The organism is Streptomyces sp. NBC_01276, from assembly GCF_041435355.1.
In the GTDB taxonomy this organism is placed as follows: domain Bacteria; phylum Actinomycetota; class Actinomycetes; order Streptomycetales; family Streptomycetaceae; genus Streptomyces.
Genome location: NZ_CP108442.1, coordinates 8,016,845 through 8,040,204 on the forward strand (window position 1 = coordinate 8,016,845; position 23,360 = coordinate 8,040,204).

26 protein-coding genes are annotated in these 23,360 nt (G+C 71.7%); 18 read left to right on the forward strand and 8 right to left on the reverse strand.

Annotated elements, in window-relative coordinates; translation table 11 throughout:
- Positions 1–15 precede the first annotated feature (15 nt).
- The 3 genes from OG295_RS35980 to OG295_RS35990 all read left to right on the forward strand — a co-directional run bounded on the left by OG295_RS35980 (position 16) and on the right by OG295_RS35990 (position 3,775).
- Positions 16–735, forward strand: coding sequence for a hypothetical protein (locus OG295_RS35980; protein ID WP_371680866.1), 720 nt, complete (start codon positions 16–18; stop codon positions 733–735).
- 343 nt (positions 736–1,078) lie between these two features.
- Positions 1,079–2,635: an alpha/beta fold hydrolase gene (locus OG295_RS35985; RefSeq protein WP_371680867.1), complete on the forward strand. Its 1,557-nt coding sequence runs from the start codon at positions 1,079–1,081 to the stop codon at positions 2,633–2,635.
- 51 nt (positions 2,636–2,686) lie between these two features.
- Positions 2,687–3,775: a serine hydrolase domain-containing protein gene (locus OG295_RS35990; RefSeq protein ID WP_371681411.1), complete on the forward strand. Its 1,089-nt coding sequence runs from the start codon at positions 2,687–2,689 to the stop codon at positions 3,773–3,775.
- A gap of 112 nt (positions 3,776–3,887) precedes the next feature.
- On the opposite strand, the gene OG295_RS35995 is transcribed toward OG295_RS35990, so the two are convergent.
- The 3 genes from OG295_RS35995 to OG295_RS36005 form a co-directional block, all read right to left on the reverse strand.
- A complete protein-coding gene (locus OG295_RS35995) occupies positions 3,888–5,519 on the reverse strand; it encodes a protein kinase (protein WP_371680868.1) in 1,632 nt (543 codons plus the stop codon).
- Positions 5,520–5,707: 188 nt separating this feature from the next.
- On the reverse strand, positions 5,708–6,340 hold the full coding sequence (locus OG295_RS36000; RefSeq protein WP_371680869.1) for a DUF4436 family protein: 633 nt from the start codon (positions 6,338–6,340) through the stop codon (positions 5,708–5,710).
- A 4-nt stretch (positions 6,341–6,344) separates the two neighbouring features.
- Entirely contained in the window at positions 6,345–7,058 is a 714-nt protein-coding gene (locus OG295_RS36005) for an O-methyltransferase (RefSeq protein ID WP_371680870.1), read from the reverse strand.
- Positions 7,059–7,315: 257 nt separating this feature from the next.
- Between OG295_RS36005 and OG295_RS36010 the strand changes: the two genes are divergently transcribed.
- From OG295_RS36010 to OG295_RS36050, 9 genes are all read left to right on the forward strand, one after another.
- Positions 7,316–7,561: a hypothetical protein gene (locus OG295_RS36010; protein ID WP_371680871.1), complete on the forward strand. Its 246-nt coding sequence runs from the start codon at positions 7,316–7,318 to the stop codon at positions 7,559–7,561.
- 119 nt (positions 7,562–7,680) lie between these two features.
- A complete protein-coding gene (locus tag OG295_RS36015; RefSeq protein WP_371680872.1) occupies positions 7,681–9,237 on the forward strand; it encodes a hypothetical protein in 1,557 nt (518 codons plus the stop codon).
- 122 nt (positions 9,238–9,359) lie between these two features.
- On the forward strand, positions 9,360–9,914 hold the full coding sequence (locus OG295_RS36020; RefSeq protein WP_371680873.1) for a GNAT family N-acetyltransferase: 555 nt from the start codon (positions 9,360–9,362) through the stop codon (positions 9,912–9,914).
- 267 nt (positions 9,915–10,181) lie between these two features.
- Positions 10,182–10,613 carry an ATP-binding protein gene (locus OG295_RS36025; protein ID WP_371680874.1) on the forward strand — a complete coding sequence of 144 codons (432 nt, stop codon included), beginning with the start codon at positions 10,182–10,184 and terminating at the stop codon, positions 10,611–10,613.
- Positions 10,614–10,771: 158 nt separating this feature from the next.
- A complete protein-coding gene (locus tag OG295_RS36030; protein WP_371680875.1) occupies positions 10,772–11,224 on the forward strand; it encodes a hypothetical protein in 453 nt (150 codons plus the stop codon).
- A gap of 307 nt (positions 11,225–11,531) precedes the next feature.
- The gene (locus OG295_RS36035; protein WP_371680876.1) at positions 11,532–13,841 is read left to right on the forward strand and encodes a nitrate- and nitrite sensing domain-containing protein; all 2,310 of its coding nucleotides are present in this window, start codon (positions 11,532–11,534) and stop codon (positions 13,839–13,841) included.
- Positions 13,838–14,242: a roadblock/LC7 domain-containing protein gene (locus tag OG295_RS36040; protein ID WP_371680877.1), complete on the forward strand. Its 405-nt coding sequence runs from the start codon at positions 13,838–13,840 to the stop codon at positions 14,240–14,242. Before OG295_RS36035 ends, OG295_RS36040 begins: the two co-directional genes overlap by 4 nt.
- Entirely contained in the window at positions 14,242–14,613 is a 372-nt protein-coding gene (locus OG295_RS36045) for a DUF742 domain-containing protein (RefSeq protein ID WP_371680878.1), read from the forward strand. The genes OG295_RS36040 and OG295_RS36045 overlap by 1 nt, the downstream gene beginning before the upstream one ends.
- Complete coding sequence (locus OG295_RS36050; protein ID WP_371680879.1) at positions 14,600–15,211, forward strand: ATP/GTP-binding protein; 612 nt, start codon at positions 14,600–14,602, stop codon at positions 15,209–15,211. The genes OG295_RS36045 and OG295_RS36050 overlap by 14 nt, the downstream gene beginning before the upstream one ends.
- 16 nt (positions 15,212–15,227) lie before the next feature.
- On the opposite strand, the gene OG295_RS36055 is transcribed toward OG295_RS36050, so the two are convergent.
- The 3 genes from OG295_RS36055 to OG295_RS36065 all read right to left on the reverse strand — a co-directional run bounded on the left by OG295_RS36055 (position 15,228) and on the right by OG295_RS36065 (position 17,246).
- Positions 15,228–15,371 (reverse strand): hypothetical protein, encoded by a 144-nt coding sequence (locus OG295_RS36055; RefSeq protein WP_371680880.1) that lies wholly within the window; start codon positions 15,369–15,371, stop codon positions 15,228–15,230.
- Positions 15,368–16,585: an aromatic acid exporter family protein gene (locus OG295_RS36060; RefSeq protein WP_371680881.1), complete on the reverse strand. Its 1,218-nt coding sequence runs from the start codon at positions 16,583–16,585 to the stop codon at positions 15,368–15,370. The genes OG295_RS36055 and OG295_RS36060 overlap by 4 nt, the downstream gene beginning before the upstream one ends.
- Before the next feature lie 79 nt (positions 16,586–16,664).
- Complete coding sequence (locus OG295_RS36065) at positions 16,665–17,246, reverse strand: TetR family transcriptional regulator (protein ID WP_371680882.1); 582 nt, start codon at positions 17,244–17,246, stop codon at positions 16,665–16,667.
- A 122-nt stretch (positions 17,247–17,368) separates the two neighbouring features.
- Here OG295_RS36065 and OG295_RS36070 point away from each other — a divergent pair, with 122 nt between their 5' ends.
- Both OG295_RS36070 and OG295_RS36075 read left to right on the forward strand, forming a co-directional pair.
- Positions 17,369–18,352: an aldo/keto reductase gene (locus OG295_RS36070; protein WP_345196776.1), complete on the forward strand. Its 984-nt coding sequence runs from the start codon at positions 17,369–17,371 to the stop codon at positions 18,350–18,352.
- Positions 18,353–18,615: 263 nt separating this feature from the next.
- The gene (locus OG295_RS36075) at positions 18,616–19,125 is read left to right on the forward strand and encodes a hypothetical protein (RefSeq protein ID WP_371680883.1); all 510 of its coding nucleotides are present in this window, start codon (positions 18,616–18,618) and stop codon (positions 19,123–19,125) included.
- Between the two features lie 236 nt (positions 19,126–19,361).
- Here the strand turns inward: OG295_RS36075 and OG295_RS36080 are convergent, their stop codons facing one another.
- Complete coding sequence (locus OG295_RS36080; RefSeq protein WP_371680884.1) at positions 19,362–20,270, reverse strand: alpha/beta fold hydrolase; 909 nt, start codon at positions 20,268–20,270, stop codon at positions 19,362–19,364.
- 211 nt (positions 20,271–20,481) lie between these two features.
- Here OG295_RS36080 and OG295_RS36085 point away from each other — a divergent pair, with 211 nt between their 5' ends.
- Both OG295_RS36085 and OG295_RS36090 read left to right on the forward strand, forming a co-directional pair.
- Complete coding sequence (locus OG295_RS36085; protein ID WP_371680885.1) at positions 20,482–20,658, forward strand: hypothetical protein; 177 nt, start codon at positions 20,482–20,484, stop codon at positions 20,656–20,658.
- Entirely contained in the window at positions 20,658–20,939 is a 282-nt protein-coding gene (locus OG295_RS36090) for a DUF4190 domain-containing protein (protein ID WP_371680886.1), read from the forward strand. The genes OG295_RS36085 and OG295_RS36090 overlap by 1 nt, the downstream gene beginning before the upstream one ends.
- 102 nt (positions 20,940–21,041) lie before the next feature.
- Here the strand turns inward: OG295_RS36090 and OG295_RS36095 are convergent, their stop codons facing one another.
- On the reverse strand, positions 21,042–21,464 hold the full coding sequence (locus OG295_RS36095) for an Lrp/AsnC family transcriptional regulator (protein WP_371680887.1): 423 nt from the start codon (positions 21,462–21,464) through the stop codon (positions 21,042–21,044).
- A gap of 77 nt (positions 21,465–21,541) precedes the next feature.
- Here OG295_RS36095 and OG295_RS36100 point away from each other — a divergent pair, with 77 nt between their 5' ends.
- Both OG295_RS36100 and OG295_RS36105 read left to right on the forward strand, forming a co-directional pair.
- Positions 21,542–21,946 (forward strand): Glu/Leu/Phe/Val dehydrogenase dimerization domain-containing protein, encoded by a 405-nt coding sequence (locus OG295_RS36100; protein WP_371680888.1) that lies wholly within the window; start codon positions 21,542–21,544, stop codon positions 21,944–21,946.
- Between the two features lie 103 nt (positions 21,947–22,049).
- Positions 22,050–22,622 (forward strand): NAD(P)-dependent oxidoreductase, encoded by a 573-nt coding sequence (locus OG295_RS36105; protein ID WP_371680889.1) that lies wholly within the window; start codon positions 22,050–22,052, stop codon positions 22,620–22,622.
- Positions 22,623–23,360 lie beyond the last annotated feature (738 nt).

The following is a 23,360-nucleotide window of genomic DNA, read 5'->3' on the forward strand; positions in this document are numbered from 1 at the left end:
TATGTTCCGGTGACGATGTCCCGTACTCAGGGGTTGCTGCTCCGCGCCCTCAACCGCGAGTCGGGCCGCGCCCGACAACTGCTGGCCGCCGGGGAATGGCGCCCCGCCGCAGCGGACACCGCCGCGGCGGCCGAGGTCCTCGCCCGCCTCGCCGCTCCACTCCCCGCACGGGGGGCCGACAGCGCCGGGGCTCGGGCGGTCGACCGGGACCGCCGGCTCCAGCGGATCTGGCGCACCGCCGTTCACCACCTCGACGCAGGCTCCGTCAGTCCGTCGGCGGCCGCCCTCTTGGCCGCTGTGGCGCGCGCCCTCCTGCCGTGGTCCGCCGCCCCGAATCCGCCGGCCGCGGCGGCGGCTCCGCGCTACCCGACTCCCCAGGGCACGGCGGCAGGCTTGCCCGTTCCGCCGACCGATGCGGGCGAAGCCCTCCTGCCCGACCTGATCGCGCTATTCGCCGCACTGGCGGCCCCGCGCCCGTCCGGGGTCAGTTCGCGCACGCCAGAAGCAGCTCCCTGGCAGGTCCGGTACGGGGGCCGCTTCCGGCACTACGGGAGACCCGCCCGCGGCGTGTGGACGGCCGACACCGTCCGCTGCCCCGGATGCGCGCATGCGGACGGCCCCTGGACGGTGACCTGTGACTGGTGTCTGGTGACCCTGGCGTGCCCGTGCGGGAGGGTGAACGACCGGCACGGCCTGACGTTCTCCGAAGTCTTCCTCGTTCTGCCGGACATGTGAACCGCCGCCGCTTTCCGCTCACGGTCGGCCACCCCGGGAGCAGGCCCCCGAACGGTCACGGTCGTATGGCCCCGCACCGGCCGCTCCACAGGTGGGGCCCTCGGCATCCGGACACCGAATGACCGGGCATCGGAGTCTGCCGGAAGGGCCGTTGTCCGCGTACGAGACGCTCCCGGAGGCGGCCCCGGCCGGGCGGGATCCCCGTGAGCGGCGCGGCGTACCGGGCCGGCGACCGTCCGTGTGCACGGACTCGGACCAGCGAGTAGCGTTGGTGGTGTGCGTTCCGCCCGCACCGCCGCGGCGTCGCCCAGCGGGGCGGCCGTCGAGCGGCGGAGGATCTCCCATGGCAGAGCACGGCTTCCGTAACAAGGTGGCGCCTGCCGGGGCCCTCCTGGCCCTCCTGGCAGCACTCGGCCCGACACCGGCGGCCGCCGCACCACCGAATGCCGGTACCACCGGCCCCGGCACGGCCGCCGCGTCACGATTCGTGCCGGGTCCCTGCCCCAGGACGCATGAGCCGATCGAAGCGCTGGCCACTGCCCGGTGCGGATTCCTGGAGGTCCCGGAGAACCGCGCCCGTCCCGGCGGCCGGGTCATCCGCCTGGCCGTGGCGGTCATCCCGGCCACGTCGGCGAAGCCCGCCCAGGACCCCGTGGTGTTCATGTCGGGCGGCCCCGGTGGCGAGACCTTCGACGACATCCCGTTCCTGGTCTCCTCCGGCCTGAACCGGGATCGCGAACTGATCGTCATGGCCCAGCGCGGCAATCTCTACGACAAGCCCGACCTCGCCTGCCCGGAACTGGACCGCTTCTACGCCACCTCCGTGGGGCTCCCCTCCTACGCACCGCAGACGCAGAGGCTCATGCTCGACGCGGTGAAGCGGTGCCGGGACCGCCTGACGTCCGACGGAACCGACCTGAGTGCCTACAACAGCACCGAGAACGCCGCCGACTTCGCCGACCTGCGCACGGCGCTCGGCATCAGGCGATGGAACGTGTACGGCCACTCCTACGGCAGCAACCTGGCGATGACCTACCTGCGCCTGCACCCCCAGGGGATCCGCGCGGTGGCGTTCGACTCCATCGCCCCTCCGCAGTACGTCTCCCTGCCCTTCGCCTGGGCCGGCGCCCGGGAGGGGCTCGACCGCCTCTACCAGGCCTGCGCGGCGGAACCCCGCTGCAAGAGCCGCTACCCGGACCTCGCGCGCACCCTGAACGAGCAGGTGCGCCAGCTGCAGGCCCACCCGCTGACGCTGAACGTCCGGCCGCCGCAGGGCGGAGAGCCGGTGAAGGTCGTCCTCGACGGCGGCGCGCTGGTCAACCTGCTCGTCGCCAAGGCGATCCCGTTCAAGGACGTGCCCGCGGCGATCGACGAACTCGGCCGCGGGAACCCGGAGCGCTTCGCCCGCGCCCGCGCCGCCGGCGCGGTCCAGACCGTCGGCCAGACCGCCCACGGACTGACGAACTCGGTGGTGTGCAGCGAATGGGTGCCGGACCACTCGGCGTCCGATGTGCTGGAGGCGGGCCGCAAGGCCTTCCCCGACTGGCCGGACCCGGTCCTGGCCCAGGCGCCCCAACTGGCCTTCCAGGACCAGGTGTGCCGGGTCTGGAACGTGCCGGACCGCACGGCCACGATGCGGGCGGCCCCCGTCAGCACGGTCCCGACGCTCTTCCTCAACGGGACGTTCGACATGAAGACCGGGGCGAGCTGGGCTCAGAAGACCGCCCGTACGCTGCCCCGTTCGACCACCGTGCAGATTCCCGGCATCGGGCACTGGGCGGTCCCGCAGTCGCCCTGCGCCCAGAAGGTCCTGGCGTCCTTCCTGGCCCGTCCGACCGCGCCCGACACCGGCTGCGTGGCAGGCCTCGGGTGGCAACCGTTCACGATCACCCCGAAGTGAACGCACCGTAGCTTCCGGACCTCAAGAATGAAGGTGGTGTCCGTGAATCGGATGGTGTCGTTGTGTACCGCCGGGGGTGCCATGGTGTCGGTCCTACTGGTCGGTGTCGCACACCCGCAGGCACACGCGACCGGCGACGACCGCGAAAAACGGAGCGCAGAGGTCCTTCGGAAACTCGTGCCCTCCGCCGATGGCCCGGGCTGCGCGGCAGCGGTCGGCAGACGTGGTGACGTCATCTGGGAGGCGGGGAGGGGGAAGGCCGATCTGACGACCGGGCGCGCCATCACCCCGAAGACCGTCTTCGACATGGCGTCCAACTCCAAGCAATTCACCGCAGACGCCATCCTCCTGCTGGCCGGACGGCACCAACTCACCTTGAACGACCCCCTGTCCGGATACCTCGACAACCCGCCCGCATGGACGCGGAAGATCACGCTGGGCGACCTGATGCGTCACACCAGCGGCATCACCGACTACCAGGATCTGCTGGAGGCCAAGGGAATCAAGCTGACGGATCCGGCCGGCCAGAAGGAAGCGATCGCGGCCATCCTCGCCTCCCAGCCGGAAGACCCGCCAGGTAAGCGATTCGCCTACTCCAACTCGAACTACGTCCTCCTGGCGCATGTCGTCGAAAAGGTCACCGGCAAGCCGTTCCCGGCCTTTCTCCAACAGGAATTCTTCACCCCCCTGCACCTGCGCATGACGTTGTCCCCGGCGGCGGACGTTGCCGGCAAGGCAAAGTCGTACGATGAGAAGAACGGATCCTTCACTCCCAATTCCTCCCCCTGGAAACAGTACGGAGACGGGTCCGTCCAGACCACTCCCGGGGAATTCGTCCGCTGGGCCGACAACTACCGCACGGGTCGCGTCGGCGGAACGGAACTGCTCACCGGAGTCACGCGGGGAGCGGTGAGCGTGGGTGACGTCCTGCGCCGGCGCGGCATCGACGAAGGGCGGTACGGAGCCGGAATCCTCCTGCTCCCCGACAAGAGCCTGGTGCATCGCGGTGACTGGGAGGGATTCCACAGCACCTTCAAGGTGAGCCCGGACCGCAACACCGCCGTGACCGTGGTGTGCAACGTGGATTCACCCGATAATTTCCGTGCGGCCGATCAACTGCTGGATATATGGGACAAGTGATGGGTGGATGCCGTCCGTCGTCGTGGCCCTGTCCAAGGAGGTGGGGCCGTTCGGGGACCGGCCGGCGAACGCAGGTGCTGCAGCGCCGCGAGCGTTGCGTTGCCTCCCGCTGTTACCGCTGCTGCCAGAGGGTGAGCCGGGTGGTGTAGTCGGGCAGGTTGCCGTGGCCGGGGGTGATGCCGGTGACCTCCAGCATCGCCAGCCGGTGCTCGGTCGTCACCGTGCAGATCAGCGCCCCGACGGGGAGTGTGGCGGGCAGTTCCTTCGCTTCGATCTTCTTGGGCAGCACATCGGCCTGGGCGCCCTGCAGGCACTGCTGCGATGTCTTTCCGCCGCTTTTGCCCATCGGCGTGGAGAACTCCCACCTGCCGCCCGAGATCTCACTGAGCTGGATCTCCCGGCCCGCGGAGTCCTGTACCACCTGAGGGACGTCGAGGTCGACCGTCACGATGTTGGCCCCGCTCGGCGAGCGCAGCGTAAGGGGGCGGTCCCGGAAGATGACGGCGTACCCGGAGTCGTCGGAGGGTGAGGGGGAGGCCGTCGGACCAGGGACGGCGGCGTGGGTCGGCTGCTCCGACCGTTTGCCGTCGCCCTGCTCCCGCGCACCGTCCGCGGTTCCGTCGGAGCGCGCCACCGTCCAGGTCAGGACCACGGCCAGGACGACGGCCATGACGGCTCCGCCGACGACGAGGCCGGTCCGCGTACGCTGCGGGGCGGCCGGTACCGTCGGGGCGTACGGCGGCGGGGACGGCGCAACGGTCGGGGCGGCGGCAAAGGTGGGGCCGTGGGGCGGGTGCGGCCCTGAGCCGGTGACCGTCGGCTCGGGACCCGGCGTGAGTGCGGCACGCCTGCGCGCGGCCAACTCCTCGGCCAGTGGCTGTGGCAGCCACCCCGTGAAGTCGTTCAGGGAGTGGCCGGCGGACCGCTCGCAGAGGGCGGCCAGATCCTCTGTGCCGATACGGCGGACCGGGTCGGGGGACAGGCAGCGCTCGATGAGCGAGCGCAGTGTGTCGTCATAGTCGTCGAGGCGGGGCGGCCGCACGGCGGTGTTGGCGATCTGCGCGGCGAGCGTGAGGGCGCCACCGTCACCGTAGGGGTGGCGGCCGGTGGCGGCGACAGCGGCGATCAGGCCGAGCGAGAAGACGTCCGAGGCAGGTCCGACCGGCTCCCCCAGCGCGTGCTCGGGGGACATGAACTGAGGGGTGCCGACGATGCCGCCGGACGCGGTGACCTGGGTGGCGTCGGCGGCGCGGGCGATGCCGAAGTCGATGACGTACGGGCCCTGGTCGCTCAGCAGGATGTTGCTGGGCTTGAGATCCCGGTGCACGATGCCGGCGGTGTGGATCGCGGTGAGTGCTCGCGCGGTACAGCCGACGAGCTTGAGGACGGCGGGCAGCGGGAGCGGGCCGTGTGCGACGAGGATCTCGTGCAGGGACAGACCGGGAACGAACATCGAGGCCAGCCACGGCTGTTCGCTGGTGGTGTCGTGGTCCACGACCGGGACCACGTGGTAACCCTGTACCCGGCGGGCCGCCCGGACCTCCTGCTCGAAGCGGCGCCGGAAGCCGGGATCGCTGCCGTACTCGCGCCGGATCACCTTGAGCGCGACGGGCTGTTCGCCGCGGGAGCGGGACAGGTAGACGGTCCCCATGCCGCCCTCGCCGATTCGGGCGAGAAGCCGGTATCCCGCGATGTCCCGCGGATCCTCGTCCCGCAACCGTTCACCTGTGCTGTGCGCCGCCATGCCCGCCCCCGTACCATGATCGTCCGGCGCAAGCGTAGCGGATCGCGATCAGGCCTCGGCCGGATCTCCCAGCCCTGTGATGGGGATGCCGTTCTGGCCGTGACGGGGGATTCCCGACGCTCACACGACCCACTTCCCGCCTTGGCGGTCCCGAAGTTCCCCAGATGCGGGCCGGCAGTCCGACCGGCTCACGCCCACGCGGCTGACCGGGGGAGTTCCCGTCCTGAGCCCTCCCTCGGGCTCGGACCCAGAGGCGGAGCCTCACGGCCGGATTCGGCGGCCGCGATGCCGCACCAGTCCGGTGGCTTCTCGTAGGTGTCGAACGGGTAGTCGCTGATCGCCCCACCCGTGATCGCGACCTGCAGGTCCCTGGTCGGGAGCCGCTCGTGCGCCGTGAACTCCAGGTGTCGATCGCCTGCCGCTCGCTGAACTGCAGCCACGACCCCACGGACACGGCCACCACGATCAGGACCGCGATCGGAAGCAGGACCGGCAGGAGCGACGTACGGGAGCGGCGTGGGCGGGGTGGGTCCGGGGGTGGTGCCATGGCGACTCCGACGAGGCGGGAAGGGCGACGGGCTTGCTCGGGCGACGCCGGGAGCGGACCTCGCGCCCACGCGGCCGCGTTCCGCCGATGCCGGGTGCGAGCGTCGCGGACGGCCGCCTTCCCCGGGACGCGGGTGCCGGCCGCAGTGCGATCCTCGTCGACCGCGCAGGCGATCCACCGCAACCGGACGGGTGTGTCGGTACCGACCGGCAGCCCGGTCCGTCGCCCCGGTCCGTCCCCCCGGCTCCAGGGCGACGGACCGCAGCCCGCGCACTTGATCAGTTACCGGACGGCTCCTCGTCGGGCAGGCGCGCGGCGAGGATCATCCCGCTCGCGTACTGGAGCAGGGCACAGGTGACCCTGGAGTCCTCCAGCACCCGTCCGGGTTCGTCCCCGTCCAGGGGCAGGCGGGTCCTGCCCTTGCCCCAGTACGGGTTCATGTCGTCCATCAGGAGCTGCCCGCCGGGCCTCAGCGCGGTGATGGCGCCGTCGAGCAGGGCGGCCTTCAGCTGACCGGGGACGTCGAGGAAGATCAGGTCGAACTCGCCCAGGGACGGGACGACCTCCTTGGCGTCGCCGACCACCAGCGTCACCCGGTCGGGCCAGCCCGCGCCTGAGGCGAGGGCGGACTTCCGCGGGTCGATCTCCACGCTGACGACGTCGACGTCGGCGCGGGAGCGCAGCCCGTGCACGATCCAGGCGAGGCCGACGCCGACTCCCGTGCCGAGTTCGAGGATCCGCCCGCCGGTGGGGACGGCCGCCGCGAGGACGGACATCAGCGCGCCCACCTCGGGGCGGCAGGATTTGCGGAATCCGATCTGACGGGCCCGGGCGTAGCCGGCGCCGACCGGGGCCGGTACCTGCAGGGCGGTTCGCGCGCCCAGGCTCCGCTTGAGGCCCTCGACCTCGGCCGTCGACATCTCGCGGTCGAACGTCAGGCTGACGCAGGACCGCGCGCCCGACCTCCCCGTGGTGGTGGCCGTCGGCTCCATGGCATGCCTCCTGGGCCGGGATGCCCGCCACCCGGTCCGGCCGCCCTCCGCGCGTGCGGCCACGTGCCCGTTCCGCCGAACCGCGAGCCCCTACGGCACGCACGCCCGTTCAGGTGGCTTTCCGGCGCGCGAACTGGTACTGGCGGGCAGTACGGGCATGAATGATGCTCGCACGGGGGGTGTTGTCCCGCAATTTCGCACCGTATTCGAACACCGGAGCCGGTCATTGCCGCCCCTCCGGAGAAGGGCGCCGAGCCATGGGAGCATCCAGCAATCCCGGGAACCGCAAGCCGGAATCCCGCGTGATCCTCGAATTCGACCGCGAGGTGACCGACAAAGAGGTCGAGGAGATGCAGGCCAAGCACAACGCGACCTCCGCGTTCCTGGAGGCCGCGGGCGGCCACCACCACCACGACGATGACGACACTCCCGATGTCGTGGACGCCGGAGAGGTCGACGACCCCGATGTCGTGGACGCCGGGGAGGTCGACGATCTCCAGTAGTGCCCCCGCTCGTGCCGCACCGGGAACCGTGCGGCACGAGCGGCCGCGGCGAACCACCACCAGGCGACACGAGAACGGCGCGCGGGTGCGCCGGGACGGCACAGACGGAAAGGCGAGAGATGGACTTGAACGCATTCGACACGGCACTGTCCCGCAAGCCGTTCGGCGACAGCCCCTACGTGCGTGATCAGATGCATCTCGCGTTCAAACGCCGGCTCGAAGGCCTCGGCGAGTCGGTGCCGGCCGCCCGCCACCTGCTGACCGCGCTTCAACGGGCCCGGCCCCAGACCGAATACCGCGCCCTGGGCGATCCGCTCCTGCGCCAGGCCGTCCAACAACTGCTGGCCCAGGAGGCCTTCGGCCCCCGGCGGAAATCCCTGTCCCCTCAGCTGTGTGCCCAGGTGATCGAGGCCGTCGCGCAGCACGTGGAGACCGGCTCCGCCCACGGACCGCTGCAGGGCGGTTCCGCCGGCGCGCGGTGGCTCGGCGATCCGTCCGACACACCGTGGATCTACTCACCCGGCCAGGACGACGGCCTTCTCGGGCGGACGTTCGACCACTTCGTGGAGCAGCAGTTCGACGCCGGGCTGCACCGACCCGACGAGAGCGACCTTGAACGGCTGCGCCAGGGCCACCGCCTCCTCGGCGAACTCCTCCCGCTGACCTCCCGCGGTGCCCTGAGCCACACCCACCTGATCGGGATCACCTCCGGGACCGACGCCTGGGAGGGCAGGGCGTCGAGCTCGCAGTTCACCGTGGTCGGCATCGTCTTCCTGAACCGCAAGCTCCTCCAGAACCCCTGGTGGGTGGCCGAGCACCTGCTCCACGAGGCCCTCCACCAGAAGCTGTACGACTTCCGGCACGCCCACTCCATGCTCGTCCGCGACCTCGACGACTCCCCGCACGCGCCCGCCGAGGTCCGCCGCGTCGTGTCGCTGTGGAACGTCCCGGGCCCCGACGGGAACAACCGCTGGAACGCCCACCGCGCCATGGCGGCCTTCCACGTCTACGTCCACCTGGCTCTGCTCTGCTCCCTCGCGGAGCAGCACGCTCCTCGGCTGAGGGGCGCATACGGCCCGCTGGACGCCCCGAGTCCCATGACCCCGAGCCGCAAGGCCTTCGAACGGGCCCGCTACCTGGCCGAGAGTCTGCGGACAGAGTGCTGGGACGAGCTCGGACTCGCGGGCCGGCGCCTGGCCGAGTGGCTCAGCGCCGTCCTGGACGCCATGGACCAGGACCCGCCCCCGGCCGGCTCGTACCTCCACCTCATCCTCGACCGCTATCTCAAGGAAGCCCGCCGGCTTCGCAAGGCACCGGTCTCCGACGATCTGGCGACCACCCTGGCGGCCCTCGGGCGCTCCGAAGCCGAGACCTTCCGCGAGGTCCTGTCCGCCGTCGGTGCCGAGGGCCACCTCGACACGGCGACGACCGGACCGGCGCCACGGCCCGCCCAGGAGCACGGCAGGGGCGACCACGCGGCCTTCGCGCAGCAGCGCCACCACATCGCCGACACCCTCCTGCGGCTCGCCCCGAACGGCTACAGCCTCGACTCCCTGTGCCGCACCCCCGGACCGTCCGCGGACGAGATGGTGCGCGCCATGGTCGAGGCCTCCAGCCGGGAGCTGGCGGCGACCTCCACCCGTCCCGACCACCGGCGCCGGACCTCGCGCCGTTGATCCACGGCGTGTCCGGCGATTCCCGCCGGGCGCGCGACGCGCCCCACCGAAAGTGCAGTTCACAGGCCCAGTGAGCACCTTGGAAGCCTGGACTTGAGAAGCCCGGAATGATCCGATACAGGATGACATCGTTTTGGGTGGGCAAGCGGGTGCGACTGCGCGGTATCGAGCCTGATGACGCCACGGCGTTCATGGGTTTCGCGGTGGACGAGGAGGGTCTGGGGGACCTGGTCAGCCCGCCCCGGTCCGCCGAGGGATACCGCGTCTGGGCCAGGGAACGGGCGACTGCCGCGCCCGATGCCGACCGCTTCCAGCTGGCAGTCGAAGCGGTCGGCACGGGGGAAACAGTGGGGGCCGTCGGCTCCCACCAGGCTGACGCGCGTACGGGCTGGTTCGAGTACGGCGTCACGATCGGTGCCGAGCACCGTCGTCAGGGCTACGCGGCAGAAGCCGCGGTCCTGCTGCTTCGCTTCATGTTCGAGGAGAACCGGTACCACAAGTGCCAAGTGCGGATATTCGCACACAACGAAGCATCACTGGCTCTCCACCGTCGGCTCGGCTTCGTGGAGGAGGGCCGACTGCGTGAGCTCGCGTACCTCTCCGGTCGGTACCACGACGTCGTGATGATGGGCATGCTCGCCGACGAGTTCGCGCGACTGCACCCCGTGACCGCCTGACGTTCCTGAGCGCCCCGGACGACGAATCCGGGCCGGGCGGCCGGCCGGGGGTTTCGTCCGGGGCGCGGCGGAAACACGCGAGGAGGTCGAACACGTCGAAGAGGTACCGATCGTGAGGAGACTGATCGCCGTGGGGATCATGGTTCTGCTGATCGCACCGATGCTGCTGGCCCTGCTGCTGGTCACCCGAGGGGACGGGCACCGTCCCCGCCACCGGGCCGGCCGCAGCTGATGCCCGTTCGCGTCGAGCGAGGGTGAGGAGGGGACGTGTCCGTACGAGCGGTGGGTTGGGCCCGGTCGTTTCCCGTCAACCTGGGTGTCCGTGAGGCCCGTCGGTGGTGTCTGGCGCATCTGGAGACCCTGCCGTGGACCGGCGGCGCCCCCGACACCGTCCACTCCGTCCTGCTCACGGTGTCGGAGCTGGTCACCAATGCGCACGTACACGCCCACAGCAGTGCCCGGCTCGTCCTGACCTGGGACGGCTGTTGTCTGCACGTCAGCGTGGCGGACGACGACCCGGAGCTGCCCGCGCCCAGGCCGGCCTCCACCCGGGCCACCTCCGGCCGGGGCCTGGCCATCGTCGACGCCCTCGCCGACGGGTGGGACGCGCACGCCGTCCACGGCGGCAAGGCGATCACGGCCTGCTTCCATCCGCCGGATGAGCGCTCCCCGCACGCGTGCGAGGCCCGGGGGTCGTGACCGAGCGGTGAGCCGCCCACAGTGAAGGTGTCACGGCCTGGGCGGAAACGGTTCAACTCCTGACCATCTCCCATTCGTGTGCCATGTGAAATATCACATGACATACGAAGCCGTCTGGGGGTCCCGGGCGGCGATCCGCGATGACGAGGAGAATTGCGATGAACCGCTTGACCCTTCTGGCGGTCGGCGCCGCAGGCCTGACCGTCCTTTCGATCGGCCCCGCCTTCGCGGCCGCCCCCGCGGCTGCCGCCGAGACCGCCACCTCCTGCGGGAGTTCGGGTCTTCAGGCGGGTCTGGCCACCAGGGTGTGCGCCGATGTCACCGGCACCACCGTCGAGTTCTACGGCACGGTCGGACTCGCCGGCCCGCCCTCGCCCGGCGGCCCGGCGCCCGAGCCGAAGGAGCTCTTCACGACCCTGTCCACCGAGGTCGTCGGGACCAACCCGCCCGTCACGCAGACGAGGTCGGTCATCTTCGCCTCAGCGGCCCTTCAGGTGCGCGGTGCGGCCGGCACCGTCCCGTGCGGTTCGACCGTACGCGCCACCTTCGGCGTGGCCTCCTTCCCCTGGCCGTCCAAGCCGGTCGTCCACGAGGTCACGATCACCTGCTGAGCAGGCCCGCGCCAAGGTACTGCGGCGCACACGCCGGCGGAGTCCCCGTCGGCGTGTGCGCCGTTTTGGCGTCCGGGGCCGTTCGGGAAGCGGAGTCGGCGTCTTGGTCGCGCAGAAGTATGGAAGTAAGGTCTCCGTTTATTCGGACTGGCTGGATATGATCGGCAGCCTCACCCCACAGGGCCGTGTCGGCAGTTCCCCCATGCCCGCACCCAGGCCGTCCCGTCTCCGCCGCTCCCGAGGACCGATGTCTGCGATGGCACCCGAAGGCCCACCGAGCCCGCCGCCCGTCAGGCGCCGCCGCACCGTGCGCCTGCGTACGCTGCTGGTCTGCCTGGCCGTCGTCCCGACCGTGGCGATGGGGGCCCAGGTCACCGTGACCGCCCAGCGGTTGCTGGCCCAGTCGGAGCACCTGCGCGCAGACGTGGAGGCTGGCCGGCGGATCGGAGTACCGCTGGTCAGCCTGATGACCGAGCTCCAGGCCGAGCGGGCCATGACGGCGGCGCGGTGGGCGGGCTCACCCGTGTCCGACGACATCCTGCGCGAGAAGCGGGCCGAAACGGACCGGGCGGCAGGGGAGTTCCGGCGGCTCCCGGGTACGGGCGGCGACGACGCGGCGCAGGGCTCCGGGCAGGGCGAAGGGCGCCTCGCCGCCGTGGGCGGGCGGCTCGACCTGCTGGCCTCGTACCGCAAACGCGCGGACGCCCACAGCGGCAGTGCCGAACAGGCCGTCGGCTACTACACCGACGTGATCGACGACATCATCCGCGCCTACCAGGATGAATTCAGCCACGCGGACGACGCCGAACTCGCCCAGGAGAGCAGGCCCGCCGTGGCTCTGTTCTCGGCCGCCGAGATGGTTGCGCGCGAGGACACGGCCCTCGCCCTGGCCGGGCCGTCCCGTGAACTGGCGGCCACCGCCTTCTCCGACTTCCTCGACGCGGTCGGCACCCACCGGTACCTGTACGAGACCTGGATCGTGCCGTACCTCTCTCCCGCCGAACAGGCGTCGTACGACAGACTCACCGGCTCGGACGCCTGGCAGACCAAGCTCCGCATCGAGAACGCGGTCGTCGCCAACCACAAGGACACCCCGACCGGCGTGAAGCTGCCGGCCGACGTCGACGGCTGGCCCGCCGCACACCGCATCGTCGCGCCGGGACTCGCCGCACTCGACCTGGACCGGGCGCGGAGCGTGCTCGCGCACGCCGACGAGAAGGCTTCCGCGCTGGAGGCCGAGGTGTACTGGCTGGTCGGGGCCAGCGGCGGCGCCCTGCTGCTGGTCACCGGGGTCGTCGTCCTCACCACGCGGTCGGTCCTGCGCCGGCTGAACCGCCTGCACACCCGTACGGTCGCCATCGCCGAGGAGACGCTGCCCGACGTCGTGGCCCGGCTCCAGCGCGGGGAGCCCGTGGACCCGCAGGCACTGCCTGTCGTGCGCGGGCGCCGGGACGAGGTGGGGCAGATCGCCGACGCCTTCGCCCGGGTGGTCGCCGTGTCCGTCGACGGGCACCGGCAACTCGCGGCCGAGCGGCACGGCTTCGGCCTGTTCGCCTCGGGCATCGCCTCGCGCACCGGAAACCTCGTCAGCCGGCAGCTGAGCCTGACCGAGGACCTCCAGGACGCCTTCGGCCACGACGAAGCGCTCCTGGCCCAGTTGATGCGGTCCGACCAGTTGACGGTGGGGATGCGACGACAGATCGAGAACCTGCTCATCCTCGCCGGCGGCGACATCCCGGACCCGCACACCGAGCCCATGCGCGTCGCCGACCTGCTCCGCGAGGCCGCCGCCGAGGTCGAGGACTTTCGGCGGATCGAACGGCAGGCACTGGACGAGGCGAGCGTGGAGCCCCACGCGATCAGCCAGATCAGCCACCTGCTGGCGGAGCTGCTGGACAACGCGACCCGGTTCTCGCCGCCCCGCGCGAAGGTGGTCGTCCGCGCCGAACTCGTGCCGGACGGGCTGTCGTTCGAGATCGAGGACCGCGGGCCCCGCGTCCCGGCCTCCGGGTACGAGGCCATGAACGAGCGCCTGCACTCGGCGCCGCCGTACTCCGTCCTCGCGGAGAACGCGCACCGGCTGGGCCTCTTCGTCGTGGGCCACCTCGCCGACCAGCTCCAGGCCCGGGTCACGCTGCGGCGCTCGGTGTACGGGGGGACGGCTGCCGTGGTGATCCTGCCGAGCGGGCTGCTGGCGCCTGCCGGAGGGCAGGCGGAACCCCGGCCGAGGAGGCCCGAGCGGGATCCGGGTCCGGCGGCCGTGCTCCATCCCGTACGAGAATCCGTAGGCGAGCCCGTACGGGAACCCGCGCCCGGCCCCGTACGCGAGCCGGTACGCGAGCCCGGGGCCGACGCCCCGCCGGCCCCCGCCCCCCTGACGCCCCGGCCCGCACGGTCGCTGCCCACCCGCGCCGCGGCCGCCGGCGGTGCCCGGCCGGCCCTGCCCGAGCGCGTCCCGCAGACCCACCTCACCAGGCAACTCCGGGGCCCCCGCGCCCCGGAGCCGGAAGCCGGCGACCGGGACGCGGAGACACCCCAAGAGGTGGCCGACGCCTGGGCGGACTACGAAGAGGGGACCAGGAAAGTGGAAGCAGAGCTCGGAACGGATCGGCCATGACGACGACAGCCAGTGACATGATCTACGGCATCCTGGACAACAACCTGAGCCGGATCGCCGGCATCGAGGGAGCCGTGCTCCTGTCCAACGACGGGATCAAGCTCAGCGCCTACCTGCTGGAGCGGGACCAGGCGGAACGCATCGCGGCCGCTTCCTCCGGCGTGGCCGCCACGATGAAGGCGATATCCCGGGAGATCGACGGCGGCCGGGTCATCCGCCAGCTGGTGGAGATGGACGACCGGTACCTCTGCGTCGTCGGGTGCGGTGAAGGCAGCACTCTCATCGTGGTGACCTCCCGCAAGGCACGGCTCGGCGAACTGGGCGGCGAGGCCGTACGGACCGCCCAGGCGCTCGGCGAGTGGCTGGGAACACCCGAGCGCACGTCCGCACCGACGTCGTAATGCCGGACGAGCCGCAGCGCCGGAGCCCGCGCAGGACACGGCTGTACGCGCTGACCGACGGCCGCACGGCCGCCGCTCCGCAGACCGTCCTCACCATGGACACCACCATCGTGGCGGCGGTCGCCGGGGACGACGCCCACACCGGCCTGGCCACCGAATGGCGGGCCGTCCTCACCATGTGCGCGCCGCCGGGCGGACTGGCGGTCGCCGAGATCGCGGCCCGCATGCACATGCGCCTCACGCCGATGAAACTCCTGCTGGGCGAACTCGCGGAACGCGGGCTGATCCACCACCGGCCGCCGCTGGACGGCGCCGGGACCACCAATGTCCACCTGCTCATGAAAATCAGGGACAACCTTGCCCGGATATGACACCCCCGACGCCCCCGCCGCCCAGGGAGCGTCCCCCGTCAAGATCCTCATCGCGGGGGGATTCGGAGTCGGCAAGACGACCCTGGTCGAGGCGGTCTCCGAGATCGAGCCGCTGCGTACGGAGGAGCGGCTCACGTCCGCGGGAATCGGTGTGGACGACCTCGACGGGATCGAGTCCAAGACGCTGACCACCGTCGCGATGGACTTCGGCCGGATCACCCTCGCCGACGCCGGAGTCGTCCTCTACCTGTTCGGCACACCGGGCCAGGAACGCTTCTGGTTCATGTGGGACGACCTGCTGAACGGCGCCCTGGGGGCGCTCGTGCTCGTCGACACGCGCCGCCTGGACCGGGGCTTCCCGGCGATCGACTTCTTCGAGAGCCGCGGTCTGCCCTTCGTGGTCGGCGCGAACTGCTTCCACGGCGAACAGTCCTACACCGCCGAGGAGATCGCCGCGGCGCTACGGCTGAGGGACCCCGCCACCCCCGTGCTCCTGCTGGACGCCCGCTCCCGCAGGGAAGCGCGCGACTGCCTGCTGGCCCTGCTCGACGTGGTCATCGCGCAGGCGGGAGCCCCGGCCGGACGCGCCCGCGCCTGAGGCGACGCCCGAGCCGTCAGCTCCGCTGGAACGCCACCTCGGCGTCGGCGGCCGTCGGCCCGTCCAGGCGCGGCGCGGGCAGGCTCTTGAGGTGCCGGTCGAAGAAGTCGCCCGTGCAGGCGCGGGTGATCTGCCAGGGTGTCCCGGCGGCTCGGGTCACCCGCGGCGGCGCAGCACACCGGGGAGCCGGCCGCCGCGCCCTCGCCGGAGCCGGGAGTGGCGGTCCAGTTCCTCCATGAGCCGGTGGGACCGCTTGTCCACGTCGAGTTCGTCCAGCACGCGGTCCACATCGGCGAGCAGGGCGCCGTGCAGCTGCCATTGCGCGGGCGCGGTGCGCAGCTGCTCCAGCAGCAGGCTCGCCAGCAGGTCCCGGGATTCCCGTGCCATGCCCAGCTCCCGCGTGAGCCGTTCCTCCTGCTCCTCGGCGTTCGTGGTGACCTGTGCGGTGATCAGCCGGGAGAAGCTGTGGACGGCCAGCGCCATGTGCCCGAACAGGTCCTGAAGGGACCGGGTCACCGCGGGTGAGAACAGCGGCTCGTCCTCGCGCGCCTTCGCCAGGTCCGTGAGTGCCCGGGCCGAGACGCGCAGCACGACGGCGCAGATCTCCAGGGTGTCCAGGCCCGTGCGCAGGACCAGCCGGAACATCAGCCCTTCCCGTACGCGGGGGTTCATGCGCAGGCTGTCCTCCGCCTGGCGCAGTGCGGCGTCGACCCCGGCGATGTCGTTGTCGAGCCGGCGTGCCTCGTGCAGCTGGGTCACGGCTCCCGCGACGGTGGCGTGCCCGGTGAGCCCGTCGGCCATTCCGGTCATCAGCGTGGCCATGCGGGCCGCGAGGTCGTCGATCGCCCGGCTGGCGGGTTCCACCCAGACGGGCGGGGCGAACAGCAGGTTGAAGGCCAGTCCGACCACCGCGCCGATCAGCGTCTCCAGCACTCTGTCCCAGGCGGTGTCGGCCACCCGGGTGACGCCGAGGACCAGCATCGCGCTGATGGCCACCTCCGGGACGAACTCGTCCACCCGGACCAGGTGCCCGACCACCAGTGAGGCCAGGATGACGAGTCCCAGGCTCCACCAGGTCAGGCCCACGAGCGCGCTGAAGCCGATCGCGACCAGGACCCCGGCCACGACCGAGTTCACCCGGCGCACCCCGGTGGTGAGCGTGGAGTACAGGGTGACCTGGACCACCAGGAGGGCCGTGAGCGGGGCCGTCAGCGGAGCGGGCTCGTCGCTGAGCCGGAGCGCGATGACGTACGACACCACCGCGGCTCCGGTGGACCGTACGCTCTGCACTACTACGGGGTCCCGCCGCCTGGACAGCAGCTGACGCAGGAGGCGGGGGAGGAGAGGGGCGGGGGGATGTGCGACGTGCGGCATACCCTCGCCTGTTCCCCGTCGGCCGCCGCGATCACACCCCGAGGGCGCCGACTCCCCGCCCGGGCGGGGTGCCCCCGTATCAGGCGGCCGGGTTGCCCGGGGCGCGGTCGCGGACCTCGACCAGACGGGCAACGGCGTCGACCACGGCCGCACGATGGCCGGAGCGGTGCTCTTCGGCGCCCCCGCCACCACTGGTCGTGGTGTACCAGGCCTGGGCCAGGCCGAGGACCAGGATGAGCAGGTCGGCCGGGTCGTGTGTGGGGTCGACCCGCCCGTCGCGCTGGGCCGCGGCCAGGGAGGCCGCCTTGCGTGCGTACGCCTCCGCCTCCAGGGCGGTGGCCTCCGGGCGCTCCAGCCGCTTCCACATCACCAGCCGCACGAGCCGCGGGTCGGCCGTGAGGTGGTCGAAAATGGCGCCGGCGTAGCGGGGCAGGTTCCCCGCGTCGAAGGGGACCGATTCCGCGCCCTGCTCCACGGCCTGCAGGAGCACCTGGTCGAACAGGCCTTCCTTGTTGCCGTAGTAGACGTAGATCATCCGCTTGTTCGCCCCGGCCGTGTCGGCGATGCGGTCGACCCGGGCCCCGGCGATACCGTACGCGGCGAACTCGTCGAAGGCGGCCGCGAGGATACGGGCCTTCGTTGCGCTGGAATCACGTGCCATGACCCCCAGGCTAGCAAGTAACTATCTGGTTATTGACATGTGGGCCAGGGTTCGTGCATCGTGTAGATAACCGGTTAGTTACTTCCTGGCTGGACCAGTCACTTCCCCTCAAGGAGAACACCATGGAACTGCGCGCACTCGGCTCCCAGGGTCTGCAGGTCGGCGCCGAAGGCCTCGGCTGCATGGGCATGAGCGCCTTCTACGGGGCCACCGACGAAACCGAATCGCTCGCCACCATCGACCGGGCGCTGGAGCTGGGCGTCACCCTGCTGGACACCGCCGAGGGCTACGGCCCCTTCGTCAACGAGCAGCTGGTCGGCAAGGCCATCGCCGGTCGCCGCGACCAGGTGGTCATCGCCACCAAGACCGGCATCGAGATCGACGACGACGGCGCCGTCCGGGGCCACAACGGCCGCCGCTCCTACATCCACCGTGCCGCCGACCGCTCGCTGCGCCACCTGGGCACCGACCACATCGACCTGTACTACCTGCACCGCGTCGACCCGGACGTGCCGATCGAGGAGAGCATCGGCGCCATGGCGGAGCTGGTCACGGCGGGCAAGGTCCGCTACCTCGGCATCAGCGAGGCCGCCGCCGCCACCATCCGGCGCGCGCACGCCGTCCACCCCCTGACGGCCGTGCAGACCGAGTACTCCCTGTTCGAGCGGGGCCTGGAGGACAACGGGGTGCAGGCCACCCTCGACGAACTCGGCATCGGCCTGGTCGCCTACTCCCCGCTGGGCCGCGGCTTCCTGTCCGGCGCCATCACCAGCCCCGACGACTTCGCCGAGGACGACTTCCGCCGGACGGACCCCCGCTTCCAGGGGGAGAACTTCGCCCGCAACCTCGCGGTCGTCGACGCCGTACGGCGCCTCGCGGAGGCCAAGAAGGTCACCCCCTCCCAGCTGGCCCTCGCCTGGGTGCTGCGCCGGGGCGCGGTGCCGATCCCGGGGACGAAGCGGCGCGGCTACCTGGAGGAGAACATCGCCGCCACCGGCGTGACGATCACCGATGAGGACATCGCCGCGATCGAAGCCGTCGCCCCCCGGGGCATCGCCTCCGGCGACCGCTACGCCGCGGAGTACATGCACAACCTCAACGGCTGATGGACACCCCGGCCCTGCCGCGCCGTACGGAGGCGCCCTCAGGGACCCGGCCGCCCCGTGCGGCGGGGCGTGCGGCGGGGCCCGCGGCCGGGCAGTGCGGGCATCCGTAGCGACAGGGGAGGGGCCGGGGAGGGGAGCCGGGGCGCACTCCACGGCACGCGGCCCTCTGGCGCAACGGCGGCGCGGTCGGGCACCATCGCGGTGCCCGACCCGCACGGGCACGGCCCCCACCGCTCGTGTTCACCCAGCAGGAGGCTTCCCACGTGAAGACCCGATCCGTCGTCACCGCACTCCTACTCGTCCTCGGCGCGCTGTTCGTACCGGGCTTCGGAGCATTGGCAGGTACGACACAGGCCCACGCGGCGACCAAGATCAGCCATGCGACGGCGACCTCGATGTTCCGCCAGGCCGGGATCGCATGGTCCTCGTCGGGCAACTGCTCGGACCGCAACAACCCGACCTGCACGTCCTTCGACCAGCTCAACCTCGCCACGGCCCAGGGCGCCCAGACGCTGAAGAGCGCCACCGGCTGCGCCCTGACCATCACCGGCGGCACGGAGACGGGCCACGCGAGCGGCACGTACTCCCACTGGAACGGCTACAAGCTCGACTACGCGAAGGCCTCGTGCCTCACCAACTACGTCAAGAACACGTTCTCCTACATCGGCCTGCGCGGCGACGGAGCTCCCATGTGGCAGTCCGGCTCGGGCAACGTCTACGCGGACGAGGGCAACCACTGGGACGTCCTCTACTACAACTGCGGAGGCTGCTGAGCCGGGACGCAACGGTGGCCGACGGGCGGGCGTCGGCCACCCCCGGGCCCCGGGGCATATCCACCAAGCTCCGCTCGGGGCCCGGCCCGACCCCAGCCGATTCCGTGTCGCCGGCAGCCCGAATCACCGGGCCCTTCCGGCGCGGCAGCTGTGCGTGTCCACACCGCGTGGCCGAGGCCGACCAGGACCCCCGGTCAGACGAAGCGGTGACGTACTGCGCGCCCGGTGCACGGCCCTCACGCACCCGTGTCCGGATCGCACCCCACATCCGTACGTCGCGGACCCGCGTTCCGGCGAGGCGCGCGGACAGGGTCGTCCACAACGGTGTGCGCGATGACCGCGCGGGCGATCGTCTCCCAGTCGGCCCGGTCGACCCCGTGGCCCGCACCTTCCAGGGCCAACAGCCCGGCGCCGGGGATCGCTTCGGCGAGCGCCTCGCCGTGCCCGAAGGGGAACATCGGGTCCGCCGTCCCGTGGATCACCAGCGTGGGCACGGAGATCGACGACAGGGGCCGCCGCGGTCGCTCGCCCTCGGGCAGCGAGTCGTGGTTCCGCACGGCGGCGAAGTGGTGTGCACGCTCGACGTCCCGACGGACGAGGTCGCGGACGGCGGTCTCGTCGAACCGGCGCCGGCTTCCCGCGAGCACGCGCGCGTACTCGACCAGGTAATCGATCACCGAGGCGGTGCGCGACCAATCGGCCTCTGCGGACGATACGAAGCGCAGGAACTCCCCGGTCGGCGGGGGCAGCTCTCGGCCGCCGGGCACGGCGCGGGACGTGCTGATCAGAACGAGCGAGAGGACCCGGTCGGGGCGGTCGAGTGCGATCAGCTGGGCGAGCGCCCCACCGGCGGAGACGCCCACCACGTGTGCGGCCGGGATCCCGTAGGCGTCGAGAACTCCGACGGCGTCGCCGGCCAGATCCGCGCCGGTGTACCCGGACCTGCCGCGCTCGCGGGTGACCGATCGACCGGTGTCGCGATGGTCGTAGCGGATCACGAACCGCCCGCCCCCGGCGAGCATCCGGCAGAAGCCCTCCTCCCACCAGAGCATCGAAGCGCCGGTGCCCATGACGAGCAGGACCGGAGGGTCCGACCGGTCTCCGAAGGGCTCGGTGCACAGTTCGACACCATCCACGTCAACCATGCGTTCAGCCATCGTCACCTCGCCTCACCGGGCCCATTGTGCATCCGCCCGGCCCCGGGCGAAGGCCGCCCCGGCGCGCCGGGGCCATGGGGACGCCGGCACCCCCCCCGCAGGGGCGGAATCCCCGGGCAGGCGGCCGGACGTCGGCTTGAGGTGGGCCGGTCCGGGTACCCGGGGGGCGACCGTTCCCTGAAGACAGGAGGAACCCCCGGTGCTCTTCCTCGTAGGCGCACTGCTCGTCCTGGGTGTCGTACTCGGAGCCGTGGCCCATGTGCCGGTGCCGGTCAGTGTGGCCGGCGGCTTCGCGATCGCCTTCTGGCTGCTGCTCTTCGCCGCGCGCGAACGGCTGTCGCGGCACCGTCCCGAACGGCGTCGGGAGGGTCTGTGATGCGCCCCCGGACCGGCGTGAGGGCTCCGGCCCGTACGCGTACCCGCACCCGCGACGCCGACGCGATGGCAGTCGTCGCGTTCGTCCTCGGCCTGGTCGGGCTGCTGGTGATGAACCTGCTGCTCGGCCCCATCGCCATCGGCCTCGGCACCCTCGCCCTGTGGCAGCGCACGGCCCGGCCCGGCCGAGCCCGCCTCGCCATCGCCCTGGGCGTGGCCGACATCGTGGTCCTCGCCTGCCTCGTCACCGCCGACGGCACGTGGTCGTGGGGACTGACCTGAGCCGAGGCCGACGCGGACCCCGCGCACGGGGGCCGGACGGACCCGGTCGCCGGAGAGGTGGTGCGTTGAGGAGGTGGACGGGCTGACGACGCCCCGGGCCCGTCATGTGCCGATGCGCCGACCAGGGCCGCCCCCGGTATGGCGCCCGGTCAAGCACTTGTCCATGAGGAAGCCGTGGAGGTGGTCCACGCTGGGCGCGGAGACGTGCACGATCATGTCGTCGCCTCCGGTGACGACGTACACCGTGCTGACCTCGGGCAGGCCGGCGGCGTAGGTCTTGAACGCCTCGATGACCGCCCGGCTCAGGGGCCGGATCTGGAAGTGGATGAGCGCTTGGACGCGGCGGTTCAGGGCGGCCGGGTCGACCGCCGCGTGGTAGCCGGTGATGACTCCGCGGGCGCGCAACGAGCGGACGCGTTCGAGACAGGTCGACGGGGCGATGCCGAGGGTGCGGGCGAGGTCGCGGTTGGTCTGCCGCGCATCGCGCTGCAGATGGCCGACTATCGCCGAATCAAGTTCGTCCATGCGGCGATTGTGGCCTCCGCCCCGAATTCTGTTCGGCCAACGCTCGCAACCTCCGCCGGAGCACCTAGCTTCACGGCATGACATCCGTACTCAACGACGCCATGGCCCTCAACGCCCCCGATCCCGCACATGAGTTGGTACAGATCGTGCGCGGCCGCCGCAGCGGCCTCGTGATCACCATCGCGATCCACTCGACCGCTCTCGGCCCGGCCGCCGGCGGGTGCCGGATCGCCCACTACCCCGACCCCGCCGCCGCGAACGCGGACGCGCTGCGCCTGGCGGCGGCGATGACCGCGAAGAACGCGCTGGCCGGTCTGCCGCACGGCGGCGCCAAGGCGGTCGTCGCCCTCCCCACCGCCGCCCGGCCGGCCGGTGCCGAGCGCACGGCGCTGCTCCACGACCTCGGCGACGTGATCGAAACGCTCGGTGGCCGCTACACCGTGGGCCCGGACGTGGGAAGCAGCCCGGCCGACATTCCGTGATCGCCGAACGCACCACGCACGTGTGCTGCCGGCCCGTCGAGGACGGTGGCAGTGGCGACTCCTCCTTCCACACCGCGCGCGGCACCTCGCGGCACTGGGCGCCGTGGCCGAGGAGAGCTTCGGGTCACCGGAGCTCGCCGGCCGGACCTTCGGCGTGATCGGGCTGGGTGCGGTCGGCAGCCATGTGGCCCGGCTCCTGCACCGGGCCGGCGCAGGGCTCGTCGTGACCGACATCGACCCGGCCAGGCGCGGTCTGGCAGTGGAGCTGGGCGCGACCTGGGTGGATCCGGGCGATGCCCTCACCACGGAGGTCGACGTCCTCGTGCCGGCCGCGCTCGGGGGCTCGCTGACCGCCCGCACGGTGCCGCGACTGCGGTGCGCCGCCGTTGCCGGACCGGCGAACAACCAACTCGACGAACCGGCCACCGCCCGCCTTCTCGCCGCACGCGGCATCCTCTGGGCGCCCGACGTGGTCGTCAGCGCGGGGGAAGTCATGACGACCGTAGCGGCGATGGACACGAAGACAGGCCACGGCTACAGCCGGACCTGGCCGGGAGCCAAGGACGCCCACCCGCAGGCCGCCTGGGGCCTCTTCTGGTACGGCCTCTTCGTCCTGTGGGGCCTCATGCTCGGCGCGGCGGTCTGGACCCGGCTGCGCAGCGAACGCACCCGCTGAACGCTCCCACGGCAGGGCCTCTTTACGGCCTGGGGAGGCACTTTCCACTGGGCGTACCAGGCCCACGCCGCATCCGGCCGGAGGGTGTGATCGTGGCCGGCCCCATCGCGGAACACCGGGAAGGCAGCCGGTGCGGGTCACCCGTTTGATATCCGCACATACGTTTCTTCCTAGACCGGACGAGTGGGTCACCGCATCACCGCAGAGGAGCAGGGGAGTCCAGGAGTGTCCCGAACTCCGTTGCCCCAAGGAAGGCCGTCATGAAGCCGATCCGCCCCCTTGCCCTGGCTGTCGTAGCCACCGCTGTGCTCGTCGTCACGGGTTCGACCACCGCGACGGCGGGGGCCTCCAGTGACGATCCGCCGAAGCCTGCTCCGCCCGCCGGGCCCGGAGTCGCGGCGCCGTTGTCCCAGCACTTCCAGATTTCCGGCCCGCGGGTGACGATCCCCGCAGGTGGCTTCGCTTTCGCCACGGCGAACTGTCCCTCCGGTTTGGTACCGACCGGAGGAGGGGGCCGGACCAGCAGCACGTCCACGTTCATCACCGACTCGGCCCCGACGGCGGCGGGTTGGGAGGTCGGAGTGAGGAACACCTCCGCCGGCGAGGCCTCGGCGTACGCCTACGTCGTGTGCACCGCCCCCTAGCGGCATCGAAGCGTCACGATCCATCACAAGCGTGACGTGAAGGTGACGGCTGCCCTGTAGGACCGGGCGGTCCTGCCGTACCTGTGGGGGATCC